At 69.9% G+C, this 13,736-nt stretch carries 11 protein-coding genes; 4 read left to right on the forward strand and 7 right to left on the reverse strand.

Annotated features, from left to right (window positions below):
- The gene (locus HHL11_RS23455; protein WP_169420967.1) at positions 1–966 is read left to right on the forward strand and encodes a Bug family tripartite tricarboxylate transporter substrate binding protein; all 966 of its coding nucleotides are present in this window, start codon (positions 1–3) and stop codon (positions 964–966) included.
- 202 nt (positions 967–1,168) lie between these two features.
- On the forward strand, positions 1,169–1,276 hold the full coding sequence (locus HHL11_RS34185; RefSeq protein ID WP_205964630.1) for a YfeK family protein: 108 nt from the start codon (positions 1,169–1,171) through the stop codon (positions 1,274–1,276).
- Between the two features lie 47 nt (positions 1,277–1,323).
- Here the strand turns inward: HHL11_RS34185 and HHL11_RS23465 are convergent, their stop codons facing one another.
- The 5 genes from HHL11_RS23465 to HHL11_RS23485 form a co-directional block, all read right to left on the reverse strand.
- Positions 1,324–4,419, reverse strand: coding sequence for an efflux RND transporter permease subunit (locus HHL11_RS23465; RefSeq protein ID WP_169420969.1), 3,096 nt, complete (start codon positions 4,417–4,419; stop codon positions 1,324–1,326).
- Positions 4,416–5,585, reverse strand: coding sequence for an efflux RND transporter periplasmic adaptor subunit (locus HHL11_RS23470; RefSeq protein ID WP_205964537.1), 1,170 nt, complete (start codon positions 5,583–5,585; stop codon positions 4,416–4,418). The genes HHL11_RS23465 and HHL11_RS23470 overlap by 4 nt, the downstream gene beginning before the upstream one ends.
- Positions 5,582–6,964 (reverse strand): efflux transporter outer membrane subunit, encoded by a 1,383-nt coding sequence (locus tag HHL11_RS23475; RefSeq protein ID WP_169420970.1) that lies wholly within the window; start codon positions 6,962–6,964, stop codon positions 5,582–5,584. Before HHL11_RS23475 ends, HHL11_RS23470 begins: the two co-directional genes overlap by 4 nt.
- Before the next feature lie 74 nt (positions 6,965–7,038).
- On the reverse strand, positions 7,039–8,544 hold the full coding sequence (locus tag HHL11_RS23480; protein WP_169420971.1) for a heavy metal sensor histidine kinase: 1,506 nt from the start codon (positions 8,542–8,544) through the stop codon (positions 7,039–7,041).
- Positions 8,541–9,215 carry a heavy metal response regulator transcription factor gene (locus tag HHL11_RS23485; RefSeq protein ID WP_169420972.1) on the reverse strand — a complete coding sequence of 225 codons (675 nt, stop codon included), beginning with the start codon at positions 9,213–9,215 and terminating at the stop codon, positions 8,541–8,543. Before HHL11_RS23485 ends, HHL11_RS23480 begins: the two co-directional genes overlap by 4 nt.
- A 148-nt stretch (positions 9,216–9,363) precedes the next feature.
- Here HHL11_RS23485 and HHL11_RS23490 point away from each other — a divergent pair, with 148 nt between their 5' ends.
- Positions 9,364–10,389, forward strand: coding sequence for a hypothetical protein (locus tag HHL11_RS23490; protein ID WP_169420973.1), 1,026 nt, complete (start codon positions 9,364–9,366; stop codon positions 10,387–10,389).
- A 418-nt stretch (positions 10,390–10,807) separates the two neighbouring features.
- On the opposite strand, the gene HHL11_RS23495 is transcribed toward HHL11_RS23490, so the two are convergent.
- Complete coding sequence (locus HHL11_RS23495) at positions 10,808–11,101, reverse strand: hypothetical protein (RefSeq protein ID WP_169420974.1); 294 nt, start codon at positions 11,099–11,101, stop codon at positions 10,808–10,810.
- Between the two features lie 142 nt (positions 11,102–11,243).
- Here HHL11_RS23495 and HHL11_RS23500 point away from each other — a divergent pair, with 142 nt between their 5' ends.
- Positions 11,244–12,839 carry an MFS transporter gene (locus HHL11_RS23500; protein WP_169420975.1) on the forward strand — a complete coding sequence of 532 codons (1,596 nt, stop codon included), beginning with the start codon at positions 11,244–11,246 and terminating at the stop codon, positions 12,837–12,839.
- 29 nt (positions 12,840–12,868) lie between these two features.
- Here HHL11_RS23500 and HHL11_RS23505 read toward each other — a convergent pair whose 3' ends face one another.
- A complete protein-coding gene (locus HHL11_RS23505) occupies positions 12,869–13,732 on the reverse strand; it encodes an isocitrate lyase/PEP mutase family protein (protein WP_169420976.1) in 864 nt (287 codons plus the stop codon).
- Positions 13,733–13,736 lie beyond the last annotated feature (4 nt).

Consider the following 13,736-nt stretch of genomic DNA (forward strand, 5'->3'; position numbering starts at 1 on the left):
TTGAAAAGAAGAATCGTCCGCAGGCTGGCAGGCGCTCTTTGCGCCGCGCTGTTCTCCCTTGCGGCGCATGCCCAGGGAGACCCCACGGTTCGCATCATCGTTCCGTTCAATCCTGGCGGTGGTTCGGACCTGTTCGCCCGGACGGTCTCTCCCGGCCTGGCCAGCGCCCTCAAACGCACCGTCATCGTGGAGAACAAGGCGGGCGCGGGCGGCGTCATCGGCGCAGACGCCGTCGCCAAGGCCAAGCCGGATGGAAACACGCTGCTGGTCTCCGACTTCGGCGTCTATTCGATCAGCCCGTCGCTGTATCCCAGGCTTCCGTATGCGGCGAAGGACTTTCAGCCAGTTGTGGAGCTTGCCCGCTTCCCCAACGTGCTGGTGGTGCCGGGCAGTTCGCCCTTCAACAATCTCGCGGACCTGCTGAAGGCAGCGCGCAAGGACCCCGATACGCTGACGATCGCGTCGGCTGGCAACGGCAGCAGCCCGCACCTGACCGCCGAGAAGTTCCAGCGCGCCGCCCAGATCAAGCTGGTCCATGTGGCCTACAAGGGCGCGGGCCCGGCGATCGCGGACACGATGGGCGGACAGGTCCAGATGATGTTCACCGGGCTGCCCAGCGTGAGCGAATTCGTGGCGAGCGGGAAGTTGAAGGTCCTGGCCATCGCTTCCGCAAGCCGGTCCGAATTCGCCCCCGAGGTGCCGACCTTCGGTGAGGCAGGTGTCGCCGGCTTCGAATCCTCGATCTCGCAGGGCCTGTTCGCTCCTGCGGGAACTCCGGCCGCGACAGTTGCCCAGATCAACGCTGCGATCAACCAGCTGATGGCGGGCAAGGAGATGGCCCAGCGCATGCAGCAGCTGAAAGTCTCGCCCAGACAGGAGACCCCGGCGCAGTACAAGGCATGGCTGGACCAGGAAGCCAAGACCTGGTCACAGCTGATCAAGGACGCGGCCATCAAGGTTGAATGAGAAATCGCCTGGCCCTCGGGCCAGGCTCTCGGCGTCCTCCACGGAGTGCACTCCGGCCAGCAAGCTCGCACCGGAGGCGTTGCGGGCCTGGGCCAACAGCAGGCTTGGCAAGACCCCGCGCATCTCGCAAGTGCACCTGTTGCGGGAGTTGCCATGCAGCGCCATCGGCAAGGTGCTCAAGCGGGAACTGCAGGAAAGCAGCATGAGCGGGACGCCCTACCTGGTGCGGTGCGGAACGAATGCGCCTGTGCAGTCCGGTGCGTGGCTTCGGGCAGAGCTCGGTCGGTATCGGGCAGCGGCTCGTCCTTGAGAGGGCAAGCCAAAGCAAGACCTTGGCGAGCTCTTGCGGCTGGCGCCTCAGGCTCCTTGGGTGCCGGCGTCGGGCGCCGCATTGGAGCCTGTCCGCAGGTGGTGGAAGAGACGTCCCAGCGCCAGGTACACCACTGGCGTCGTATAGAGCGTGAGCAGTTGCGAGACCACCAGCCCACCGACGATGGCGATGCCCAGCGGCCGGCGCAGCTCCGCGCCAACCCCGTGGCCCAGGGCCAGCGGGAGCGCACCGAGCAGGGCCGCCATCGTCGTCATCATGATCGGCCGGAATCGCAGAACGCAGCCCCGGCGGATCGCCTCGAAGGGCGACAGGCCGTCCTGCCGCTCGGCCTGCAGCGCGAAGTCGATCATCATGATCGCGTTCTTCTTCACGATGCCGATCAGCAGCACGATGCCGATCATGCCCAGGATCGTGAGCCCTTCTCCCGACAGCCACAGCGCCGCCAGCGCGCCCACGCCGGCCGAGGGCAGCGTCGAGATGATCGTCAGCGGGTGCACGGGATGCTCGTAGAGCACCCCAAGCACCACGTACACCGTGAGGACCGCCGCCAGCAGCAGCCAGGGCTGGGTGCGCAGCGAATCCTGGAAAGCCTGCGCGGTCCCCTGGAAACTTCCGACGACGGTGTCCGGGATGCCGACCTTCTGCGAAGCGGCGTCGATCGCCGCGACCGCATCGCCCAGCGCATGGCCAGGCGCGAGGTTGAACGACAGCGTGACGGCGGGGAACAGGCCCTGGTGGTTGATCGTGACCGGCGCAGTGCCGTTCTCCACGGTCGCGAGCAGGCTCAGCGGCACCAGCTCGTTGCTCGACGTGGAGCGCACGAACAGGTGCGACAGCGCCTGCGCGTCCAGCTGCCAGCGTGGCTCGAGCTCGAGGATCACGCTGTACTGGTCCAGCTGCGTGAAGAGTGTCGCGACCTGCCGCTGGCCGAAGGCATCGTACAGGGCGTCATCGATCGCCTGCACCGTCACGCCGAGGCGTGAAGCGGTATCGCGGTCGATCCGCAGCGTGGCCTGCGCCGCCGAGGGCTGCTGGTCGGAGCCGAGGTCCGTCAGCTCCGGCGCCGCCTTCAGCGCCTTCTGCAGCGCGCTGCTCCAGCGCACGAGCTCCGCGGTGTCGGGGGCCTGCAGCGTGTATTGGTACTGCGCTTTGCTGCTGCGACCCCCCACCTGGATGTCCTGCATCGCCTGCAGCGACAGCTTGACGCCAGGCACCTGCAGGGCGGCCTTCTTCAGGCGCAGCATCACGTCGGCGGCGCCGGCGCGCTGCCCGAAGGGTTGCAGCTGGATCATCATGCGGCCCTGATCCAGCGTCGGATTCGGGCCGATCCAGTAGTACACGGTCTGCACGTCCGGGTCGGCCTGCACCACCGCGGCGGTGCGGGCTATGTTGTCCTGCATGGCGGCGAACGAGGCGTCGGCCGCGCCCTCGACGGTGGCGGAAATCATCCCGGTATCCTGCAGCGGGAAGAAGCCTTTGGGGATGCGCGCATACAGCAGCGCGGTGCAGGCGATGGTCGCCACCATGATGGCCAGCAGCAGCCGCTGGTGGCGCAGAGCGGCATCCAGGCTGCGCGCGTAGGCGGCCTGCATCGCCTCAAACACGCGCTCGGCCCAGGCGCTGAAGCGTCCCTGCATGGCATGGGCGCTGCCCCCGAGGCGAGCCGCCAGCATCGGAGCGATGGTGAGCGAGACCAGGCCGGAGATGCCGATCGCGATGCTGACGGTGACGGCGAACTCGCGGAACAGGCGCCCGACCATCCCTCCCATCAGCAGGATGGGGATGAACACTGCCACCAGCGAGACGGTCATCGACAGCACGGTGAAGCCGATCTCGCGCGTGCCGTCCAGGGCTGCCTGCAGCGGCGTCTTTCCCAATTCGCGGTGCCGGGCGATGTTCTCCAGCACGACGATCGCGTCGTCGACCACGAAGCCCACGGCGATCGACAGGCCCATGATCGACAGGTTGTCCAGCGTGTAGCCCAGCAGGTACATCGTCGCAAAGGTGCCCAGCAGCGAGAGCGGAATGGTGATGCTCGCGACCACCGTGCTGGCGACGTTGCGCAGGAACAGGAAGATCACCATGACCACCAGCGCCACCGACAGCAGCAGCGTGAACTGTACGTCCGCCACCGAGGCGTTGATGGTCTGGGTGCGGTCGCCGACCACGGTCACCTTCGTGTCGGCCGGCAGCCCTGCGGTCATCGAGGCCAGCTGCTCCTTGATGGTCCGCGTCGTCTGCACGACGTTGGACCCGGGTTGCTGGTGCACGTCGATGATGATCGCGTCGTCCTTGCCCAGCTTCGCCGCCTGGCGCACGTCTTCCGCCGCGTCGACCACCTCACCCAGGTCGCCCAGGCGGATCGGCGCGCCGTCCTTGTAGGCGACGACGATATCGCGGAAGCCGGCCGTGCCCGCGATCTGGTCCGTCGCTTCGAGGGCGACGGTCTTGTCGGCGCCGTTCAGGCTGCCCTTGGGCGCGCTCACTGTGCTGATGCCGACGATGTTGCGGACGTCGGCCAAGGTCAGGCCGCGCTGGGCGAGCCGGTCCGGGTCGACCCGGATGCGCACCGCGGGGCGCTGCTGCCCGTGGAAGTCCACCAGGCCGACGCCCGGCACCTGCGACAGCTTCTGCGCCAGGAAGTTGTCGGCATAGCGATTGAGCTCCGTCAGGGGCCGCACCGGCGAGGTGATCGCCAGCGACAGCACCGTCTGCTGCGCCGGATTCACCTTGTGGTACGAGGGCGGCGTGGTCATCGTCTTGGGCAGCGAGCGGCCGGCCTGCGCCAGCGCGCTCTGCACGTCCTGCGCCGCGCCGTCGATGTTGCGCGCGAGGTCGAACTGCAGGACGATCGAGGTCTTGCCAAGCGAGCTCGACGAGGTCATCGACGTGACCTGCGGCACCTGCGAAAGCGCGCGCTCCAGCGGCGTCGCGACCGAGGTGGCCATCGTCTCGGCGCTGGCCCCGGGCAAGGCGGCCGCGATCGAGATGGTCGGGAAGTCCACCTGCGGCAGCGGCGCGACCTGCAGGTTGAAGTAGGCCAGCGCGCCCAGCAGCAGCAGGCTCAGCGCCGCGAGGCAGGTGGTCACCGGCCGCCGGATGAAGGGGGATGAGAGGTTCATCGCGCGGCTCCCCCGGCCTCGGCCCGCGCCACGACCTTGACACCGGGCGCCAGGCGGTACTGGCCCTGCGTCACGACCGCATCTCCCGCCTGCAGCCCGGACTGGATCCATTGCACGCCGTCGACGACGGCGCCGGCGACGACCTTGCGCGGCTGCGCCGCGCCCTGTGCATCCACGAGATACACGTACGCGCTGTCCGGCCCCTGCTGCACTGCATCCTTCGGCACCACGGTGGCGTCAGCCTGTGTGCGCACCAGCAGCTGCGCCGCCACCAGCTCGCCAGGCCACAAGCTGCCCGGCGCGTTGTCGAAGCGCGCCTTGAGCTGCACCTGCCCGCTGGTCGTGGCCACCTGGCTGTCGACGAACACCAGCTCGCCGCTCGCGAGCCGCCGCGAACGGTCGCGAGAGAGCGCGACCACCTGCAGCGGGTGGCTGCGCGATTCCTGCAGCACCTGCGGCAGCAGGTCCTGCGGCACCGAGAAGCTCACCCAGATCGGGTTCATCTGCGTGATGGCGACGATGCCGGTCGCATCGGCCGTGTGCACCATCGAACCGCTCGGGGCGAGCTGCTGGCCGACCCGGCCGGCCGCGGGCGCGGTCACCTGCGTGAAGCTCAGTTGCAGGCGGGCCGATTCCACGGCCGCGCGCGCGGCCTGCACGGTGGCCGCCTGCGTTGCGACCTGCGCGCGCAGGGTGTCCACCGTCTGCACCGGGCCCGCGCCGGCGCGAGCCAGGCTGTCGGCGCGGTCCAGGTCGACTTTGTTGCTGGCCAGCTTCGCCTCTTCCTGGGCCTGAACGGCCTGGGCCTGCGCGAGCTGCACCTGCAGCGGCCGCGGGTCGATGGTCGCGAGCAGGTCGCCCGCCTTCACGGTCTGGCCCTCCTTGAAGTGGATGCCGAGCAGCTGGCCGTCCACACGCGCGCGCACGCTCACCGTGTTGAGCGAGGTCACGGTGCCGATCGCGTCCACCCACAACGGCAGCGTGCGGCGCTGGGCATGGCCGATCTGCACCGGCACGGCCGCGGGCGCCACGGGCAGGCTGGCCGACGCTGCCGGCGTCAGCCCGTGCAGCTGGAAACCGAGGACGGCCAGCGCCACCACCGGCAGCACCAGCCACAGCCGCCGGCGCCGCATTGCGGCGAAGCCGCGGGTAACAAGGTTCTTCATGAGGATTGCTTCGTTGTCGGGGATTCGGTCCGGGCCAGGGAAGCGCCGGCCGGCTGGCCGGCACCGAGCGCGACGTACAGGCTCACGGCGGCCTGCAAGCGCTGCAGGCGGGTCTGCAGGACGGCGTCCTCGGCCTGGTACAGGGTCCGCTGGCCCAGCAGGACGTTCAGGAAGTCGGTGGTGCCGTATTGCAGGCGCACGCGGGACAGCTCCAGGGCGCGGCGCGCGGAGACGACCGCCGCCTCCTCGATGCGCTCGGTATCGCGCGTCGCCGCCACCGCATGCATCTGAGTCTCCGCGGTCTGCAGGCCCTGGGCGATCGCCTTGCGGTAAGCCAGGACGAGTTCTTCGGCGCGTGCGCGGTCGACGTCCAGTTGCCCGGCGCGCTGGCCGCCGTCGAACAAGGGCTGCAGCGCCGATCCGGCGAGCGACCAGATCGCCTGCGCCGGGTTGAAGGCCGCGCCCAGCGTCGCGCTGACCGTGAGCTTGGGCAGGAAGGCCGCGCGCGCGACGGCGACGTCGAAGTTGGCCGAGCGCAGCTGCGCCTCCGCCGTCCGCACCTGGGGCAGGCGCGCGATCGCGTCGGCGGGCGAAGTGGCCGGCACGTCGGGCACCTGCAGTGCCTGCAAGCCTTCGGGGTCGACGCCGAAGCCCTCGGGCATCGCGCCCAGCAGCACGGCGAGATCGCCCACGGCCTGGGCTCGTTGCTGCGCCAGCGCCGGAACGGTCGCTTCCACCGTCTGCAAGGCGTTGCGCTGCTGCTCCACCTCCAGTTGCGAGGTCGCACCGAGGCGGGCCTGGGTTTCGACCAGTTGCAGCGTCTGGCGCGAGCTGTCCGCGATCAGGCGCGCCAGGCGGATGCGTTCGTCCAGGCAGAGGACCTGGAAGTAGCCGTTGGCGATGGCCGCAGCCACGGTGGAGCGCGCCGCATCGACATCGGACACGGCGGCATCGACCAGGGCGGCGGCGGAGTCACGCAGCGCCGCATTGCCACCGGCGAAGTCGAGGTCCATGGACGCCTGCAGGCTCGCCGTCCTGGCCACGCTGCTCGTCCCGCGCGCGGCCGCTGCCGCTGCATCGAGCGCAGGCAGCAGGCCCGCTCGCGCGATCGCGGACTGTCCGCGCGCCTGCTCGAGACGCTGCCGCGCGATCGCCAGATCGAAACCATCGCGCACGCCGCGCGTGATCAGGGCGTCGAGCTGGGAGCTGCCGAAGGCCATCCACCAATCCGGCGCAGGCGCGGCCTCGGTGTCAGTGTGCGGAGCGTCCCAGCGGGCCGGCAGCTGGCCGGCGGTGATGGCTGGGGGCTGGGTCGTCGCGCAGCCGGCCAGGAGAAATAGCGCTGCGGCCGTGGCGGCCGACAGGGAAGCGAGTCGCATGGGTCAGGGACGTGGATGCCAACAAGGAAGCCGGACGATATCCAGGCGCCCCCCACCCGAGCGTGTCCGCTGGATTACGGTTTTGTCATGCCATCCCGCAGCCCCACCGCTGCGGGCTCGCCCGGGAAGCGCAGCGTGAAGGCCGTCGGCCGTCCCGGCGCGCTGCTGACAGCGACCGAGCCGCCGTGCATCTCCATGATCGAGCGGACGATCGCCAGGCCCAGCCCCGACCCGGCGGCGGAGCCCTGGCGCGAGGCGTCGACGCGGAAGAAGCGCTCGAAGATGCGGTCCAGGTGCTCGGGCGGGATCGGTGGCCCATCGTTGCTCACCGTCAGCACGCAGGAGCCGTCGGTCACCGTCTCGGCGACCATGCGGATGACGCTGCCGCGTGCCGCATGTTGCAGCGCGTTGGACACGAGGTTGCTCACAGCGCGGACCAGCATGGTCTCATCGGCCCATACGCGGGCCGGGCCACCGGTGGCGGCGTGCACCTCCATCTGGAGCCCCACCCCGCGCTCTTCCGCCAGCAGCTCGAAGTAGCCCACCAGGCGCTCCAGCGCCGCCTGCAGGTCGGTCCAGGACGCCGTCACGCCGGGCTGGTTGTCCGCGCGCGCCAGGAACAGCATGTTGGCGATCATGCGGGACAGGCGCTCGTACTCCTCGACCGCCGACTCGAGCACCGCGCGGTACTCCTCGGCGCTGCGCGGACGCGAGAGCGCCACCTGCGCCTCGCCCAGCAGGTTGCTGATGGGCGTGCGCAGGTCGTGTGCCAGGTCCGAGGAAAACGCCGACAGCCGCTCGAACGCCGCCTGCAGCCGGTCCATCATGTGGTTGAAGGCGACCGCCGACTCCAGCAGTTCGGTGGGCGTGCCCTCCAGCGGCAGGCGCTCGTGCAGGTCCCGCACGCCGACGCGGCTCGCCGTGGCGCCGAAGCGCCGCAGGTTCACGAGGATGTGGCGGGCGATCCAGATGCCCAGGAGCGTCGCCAGTGCAGCCGCCGTCAGCATGGCGATCATGACGCCCTGGCGGTTGCGCTCGCGCAGTTCCCGCGTCGGCGTCGTCTCGATCGCCAGGCTGACCAGCACAGGTCGGGCCAGGCCGGCGGCGATGCGGCCTTCGAGGACGCGGTAGCGCGTGCCGTTCGGCGCGCTCCACAGGAAGCTCGCCGCGTCTCCCAGTTGCAGGCGCAGCGCCTCGAGCTGGCCCATCGATGCGTCGGCCGGCAGGACCGCGGCATCGAGCAGCCGGACACCCGGGCCGGCCTTCGGCAGCTCTGGCCCCGGCGAGTGGACGATCGCCCTGCCCCCCTCCTCTCGGACCGCCAATTCAAGACGCCGGGTCCGCCGCAATGTCCGCTGCACGAGTGCCGGGATTGCCGCCGCATCTCCGCCCGCCGCGGCCAGGTCGTCACGCAGGAACGCCAGGTTGGACAGCAGCACGAGCTCATTCTCTTCCCGCAGTTCATGGGCCAGGACGCGGTCGCTGAGATTGCCGAAGAACAGGATCGCCAGCACGGCGACGATGGCGATGGCAAGGCTGATCTGCGCCGTCATCGACCGGCGCGCGCGTGCCAGCTTCATTCGCTGCGCGCGTCGAACACGTAACCGACGCCGCGGATGGTGTGGATCAGCTTGTCGGGGAACGGGTCGTCCAGCTTGGCGCGCAGGCGCCGCACCGCGACGTCTACGACGTTGGTGTCGCTGTCGAAGTTCATGTCCCAGACGTTCTCCGCGATCAGCGTGCGCGAGCAGATTTCTCCCGCGTGCCGCACGAAATAGTCCAGCAGCGCGTATTCCTTCGTGGTCAGCTCGATGCGTTGGCCAGCGCGCGTCACGCGGCGCCGCGCCGGATCGATTTCGACGTCGGCAAAGCGCTTCGATGGCTCGCGCTGTGCCGCGCCGCGCCGCAGGATGTTCTGCACGCGCGCGAGCAGTTCGGAGAACGCGAAGGGCTTCACCAGGTAGTCGTCCGCGCCCAGCCTCAGGCCCTTCACCCGGTCTTCGACCTCGTCGCGTGCGCTCAGGAACAGCACGGGCGTCTGCTTCTGCTGGCGGATGCTGCGCAGGATTTCCCAGCCGTCCAGCCCCGGCAGCATGACGTCCAGCAGCACCAGGTCATAGTTGCCGGTGCTGGCCAGGTGCAGGCCGTCGAAGCCATCGCTCGCCACGTCGACGACGTAGCCCTGCTCCGCCAGGCCCTTGCGGACGTACGCGGCAGTCTTGGCCTCGTCTTCGACAATGAGGATGCGCATCGGATTCGCCAGTAGACACAACCGCCCAGTATCGCGACGCCGCCCCACACGGGCATGACGGCCACATTGCAGAACTGCAATCTGGCGGTCAAGGTGCTGTCCGAGCCGCCATCTTATCGTGCGGACCTCGCTGGCTTTCACTGCTTCCATGTCGCTCTGGTCCTCCTCTGCTCCCACCGTCCTGGCTTCCTTCCTTGCCTCCATGGTCGAATTCGTCGAGGCGCTGACCATCGTCCTCGCGGTCGGCCTGACCCGCGGCTGGAAACCTGCACTGGCCGGAACCGCCTCCGGGCTCGCCGTCCTCGGCGCGCTGTTGCTGGTCCTCGGCCCTTCGCTGTCCGCCATCCCGCTCCCGGTCCTGCAATTGGCGGTGGGCGTGTTGCTGCTGCTGTTCGGCCTGCGCTGGCTCCGCAAGGCCATCCTCCGCTCCGCGGGGGTGATCCCCTTGCACGACGAGTCGCAGGTGTTCACGCAGCAGTCCGCGTCCCTGCGCGGGTCCCAGCCGACCGGGAAAGGCACGCTGGACTCGATTGCCTTCCTGTCCGCCTTCAAGGCCGTGGTGCTGGAGGGCGTGGAAGTGGTCTTCGTCGTGCTGGCTTTCGGTGTCCGTGGCGGCCTGCTCCTGCCAGCCGCCGCCGGCGCCTTGCTCGCGCTGCTGCTGGTCGTCGCGCTCGGTGTCCTGCTGCACAAGCCATTGACGCGCGTGCCCGAGAACACGCTGAAATTCGGCGTCGGCCTGCTGCTCACCGCGTTTGGCAGCTACTGGGTGGGCGAAGGCATCGGCATCGGCTGGCCGTGGAGCGACGCGACGATTCTGGCCCTGATTGCCGTGTTCCTGGCCGTCGCCTCGGGGCTGACCCAGCTGTGCCGCCGTGCCGCGGCAAACGCTCCCGTGAAGGACGCTTCGTCGGCGGGCTCGCCCTCGCCCGCCAAGGCGCGCAGTGGCGTCCTGATGGAGATCGGAGGGGAACTGCTGGGACTGTTCATCGACGACCTTCCACTGGCGCTGGGCACGGTTGGGTGGATCGCAGTGCTGGGCGTGGTCCAGGCGCGGGGCGCAGCTTCGTCCACAGCCATGGGAGTTCTGATCGTCGCGGGACTGGTTGCAGTGCTGGCCGGAAGTGCCTGGCGGCGCGCGGCTGCGCCACGCGCACCGAAGGCGAGCCTCGTCTGAAGCTCTCGCTGTGTGGAGGCTTCGGTAAACACGACACCGTCGCTGCCCCGCTGCGTACCGGATTCTGACGGCCGCAATCACTCGACCTGGACTTGGCTCTACTGGCAAGACAGGGGAAAAATCGGGTGCATGAACGCTCCCAAGCGGGGGTCGCCGAAGTCCGGTTGGTGAGATTGCACCTGCCGCGCGCAGCAAGGGCGCCGACTATCCCCAGCACCGCAGGTTCGCCGCCTGCTGAAGGCTCCAGCAAGGCCCTGCGCCTGCGCACCGTCAGGTAGTGCGGTTGGCCACGCTGCCCTGTCGCTGATCGCTTTCGCCCGTGTCGCACGCCGCCGATATCGCCTGCTTGACTGCGGCCAAGGACAAGAACAAAGAGGCCAGTCGCGCCAGCGGCTGGCCTCTTTGCTTTGGTGCGCGCTTATTCCGGCGATTGGCCGGCGCGGGCCAGGCAGTCCTTCTGCGACTGCAGGAACTGCGCGTCGTTGCGGCCCTGGGCCTGCGACGAGCAAGCCTGTGCCGCGGCTTCCTGGGCCGCCTTGCCCTGCTTCACGCAGGCGTTCACCTGCTCCTGCCAGGCGATGCCCTTCCTGGCCTGCGCCGTGGCGTCCGCCTGGCAGCGCTTGACCAGGGCCTGGCGGCCCGACGTGGCGGTATCCGCATGCACCGCCGTCACGGCGAGCGCCAGCGCGGCTGCGGCGAAGAGTTTGTTCATGCTTCCTCCAAGTGCCATTTCCGGCACCGACATTACACCGGCTGCCCTGCGGCCGGCAGCCAGGCCCGGCCAGCCGGTGGCCCCGGCCGTCCGGGCGGCGGCCGCGGCCGACGCGCGCCCGCAACGGCGGCTTGCGCCTAACATGCCCTCTTTCGCCGAAAACACCCCCAAGATGGCGCAACAGCGCGACCAAGCCGAAGCGGACGCCGAATCCGCCGCCCCGCTGCTGACCGAAGGCAGCCTCCCCTCCTCCACGACCGGCCGCGAAGACGGCGAGCCGCCGCCGCGGGCCGGCACCTCGCGCGCCAGCTTCCTCGCGCTGTTCAGCGCCGTGATGCTGCCCATGTTCATGGCCGCGGTGGACCAGACGCTGCTGGCCACGGCCACGCCGCGCATCGCGCGCGAACTCGGCGGCCTGACCGACACCTCCTGGATCGCGGTCGGCTACCTGCTGGCCGCCACGATCATGGCGCCGCTCTACGGGCGCCTGGGCGACCGCTTCGGCCGCCGCAGCGTGATGCTCAGCGCGCTCGTGGTCTTCATGGCCGGCTCCCTGGCCTGCGGCTATGCGCCCGGCATGCAGTCGCTGATCGCGGCGCGCGTGCTGCAGGGCCTGGGCGGCGGCGGGCTGATGGTGCTGTCGCAGGCGCTGATCGGCGAACTGGTGCCGCCCTGGGAGCGGCCGCGCTACCAGGGCTACTTCGCCATCGTGTTCACGGTGTCCAGCGTGGGCGGGCCGCTGATCGGCGGCCTGGTCGTCAACCACGGCAACTGGCGCTGGCTGTTCCTGGCCAACCTGCCGCTGGGCCTGCTGGCGTTGTGGCGCGTGTCGCGCCTGCCGCGCGCGCCGCAATCGCCACACCGGCATGCGGCCTACGACCCGCTGGGCTTCGGGCTGTTCGTGGCCTGCGCCTGCAGCGCCCTGCTCTGGTTCGGGCAGGTCGGGCATCGCTTCGACCTGGCGTCGGCCACCAGCGCGCTGCTCGTCGTGGTGGCGATCACGACCGGCGCCACGCTGTGGCGGCAGCAGCGGCGCCATCCCAATGCCTTCCTGCCGCTGGACATCCTGCGCCTGCCCGGCGTGGGCTGGATCTGCATGACGGTGATCGCATTCGCCGCGACGATGTTCGCGCTGCTGTTCCTGCTGCCGATCTACCTCAGCGTGGCGCACCACGCGAACGCGGTTGCATCGGGCCTGCAGTTGCTGCCGCTGACGGCGGGCATCGTGGTCGGCTCCACGCTCAACGGCCGCTACAGCGCGTGGACCGGCACCAGTGGCCGGCTGCCGCCTTTCGGCCTCGGTGCCGCGGCGCTGGCCTTGCTGGCGCTTGCGCTGTTTCCGCCGACGCAGCTCGCCATCGGGGCGGCGGCCGCGGTGTGCGGCATCGGCTTCGGGACCGTGATGCCGAACGCGCAACTGGCCACGCAGATCCTCGGCGGCCGCGAGCGCCTCGGCGCCTCGTCCGCGCTGCTGGCGCTCGCGCGCTCGATCGGCGCGTCGGTCGGCACCGCGGGCTTCGGCGGCCTGGCGTTCGTGCTGCTCGGCGCGCAAGCGGCCGGTGGCGAAGGCGAGCCGCTACGGCTGGATGCGATCGACGCCGCGCGCGCGAACCATGCCTTCCACATCGTCTTCGCCGCGCTGGCTGTGCTGGCGGCGCTGGGTGCGGTGGCCGCGCTGCGGGCGCCGACGCTCGATCTGCGCTCCCAGGGCAGCGCGCAGGACCGCAAGCCGGCGTAGACATCCCGGGCACGTAGCTCCAGGGCCCGCTACGTGCGGACCTGCGCCTGCTCCTGGATCTTCCTCCACGCATCCGCCCCGAAGCGCTGATGGCCGGCGGCGATGCTGCCCATGTTGCGCACCGGCTTGGGCACGCCCGTGCGCGCCAGGTCCTGCAGGACTTCGTCGAAGGCGGCCACCGCATTGCGCATCAACATCCCCGGCAGGATCGCGAGCCGGTAGCCCATCTCCGCGGCATCGGCCAGCGGCACCAGGGGCGTCCGGCCGCCCGCGGCGATGTTCAACAGGCAGGGGCCGGTGACGCGGCGCGGAACCTGCGCCATCTCCTCCAGGCTCTCGGTGGCTTCGACAAAGGCCATGTCCGCGCCGGCCGCCAGGGCGGCGTTGGCGCGTTCTATGGCTTCGTCGAAGCCGAGCACGGCGCGCGCGTCGGTCCGAGCGATGACCAGGAAGGCGGGCTGCGTCCTGGCCTGCACCGCGGCGCGGATCTTGGTGATGAACTCCGCCCGCGGGACGACCTCCTTGCCATCCAGGTGGCCGCAGCGCTTGGGCGCCACCTGGTCCTCGATATGGATGCCCGCGACATTGCGCGACTCGTATTCGCGCACGGTGCGGTGCACGTTCAGCTCGTTGCCGTAGCCCGTGTCCGCGTCGGCCACCAGCGGGATGGCGACGGTGCGGGCGATCGCCGCCGCGTTGTCGACCATCTCGCTCATCGTCAGCAGGCCCAGGTCGGGGAACCCGCGCGCGGCGGCGGTCCCGGAGCCGGTCATGTAGGCACAGCGGAAGCCGGCCTGCTCGATGGTGCGCGCCGAGATGCAGTCGTAGGCGCCCGGGGCGACGACCATGTCACGGCCGGAGAGAAGCGTGCGGAGCTGCTGCGCTGCATGCATGGGG

Origin of the sequence: Ramlibacter agri, from assembly GCF_012927085.1 — a bacterium.
Lineage (GTDB): Bacteria > Pseudomonadota > Gammaproteobacteria > Burkholderiales > Burkholderiaceae_C > Ramlibacter > Ramlibacter agri.

Bases quoted from the DNA above. Each gene is read 5' to 3' on its own strand.
- HHL11_RS23505 (WP_169420976.1), bottom strand. From the start codon at position 13,732: ATGCATGCAGCGCAGCAGCTCCGCACGCTTCTCTCCGGCCGTGACATG.
- HHL11_RS23495 (WP_169420974.1), bottom strand. From the start codon at position 11,101: ATGAACAAACTCTTCGCCGCAGCCGCGCTGGCGCTCGCCGTGACGGCG.
- HHL11_RS23470 (WP_205964537.1), bottom strand. From the start codon at position 5,585: ATGAAGAACCTTGTTACCCGCGGCTTCGCCGCAATGCGGCGCCGGCGG.
- HHL11_RS23490 (WP_169420973.1), top strand. From the start codon at position 9,364: ATGTCGCTCTGGTCCTCCTCTGCTCCCACCGTCCTGGCTTCCTTCCTT.
- HHL11_RS23475 (WP_169420970.1), bottom strand. From the start codon at position 6,964: ATGCGACTCGCTTCCCTGTCGGCCGCCACGGCCGCAGCGCTATTTCTC.
- HHL11_RS34185 (WP_205964630.1), top strand. From the start codon at position 1,169: ATGAGCGGGACGCCCTACCTGGTGCGGTGCGGAACGAATGCGCCTGTG.
- HHL11_RS23465 (WP_169420969.1), bottom strand. From the start codon at position 4,419: ATGAACCTCTCATCCCCCTTCATCCGGCGGCCGGTGACCACCTGCCTC.
- HHL11_RS23500 (WP_169420975.1), top strand. From the start codon at position 11,244: ATGCCCTCTTTCGCCGAAAACACCCCCAAGATGGCGCAACAGCGCGAC.
- HHL11_RS23480 (WP_169420971.1), bottom strand. From the start codon at position 8,544: ATGAAGCTGGCACGCGCGCGCCGGTCGATGACGGCGCAGATCAGCCTT.
- HHL11_RS23485 (WP_169420972.1), bottom strand. From the start codon at position 9,215: ATGCGCATCCTCATTGTCGAAGACGAGGCCAAGACTGCCGCGTACGTC.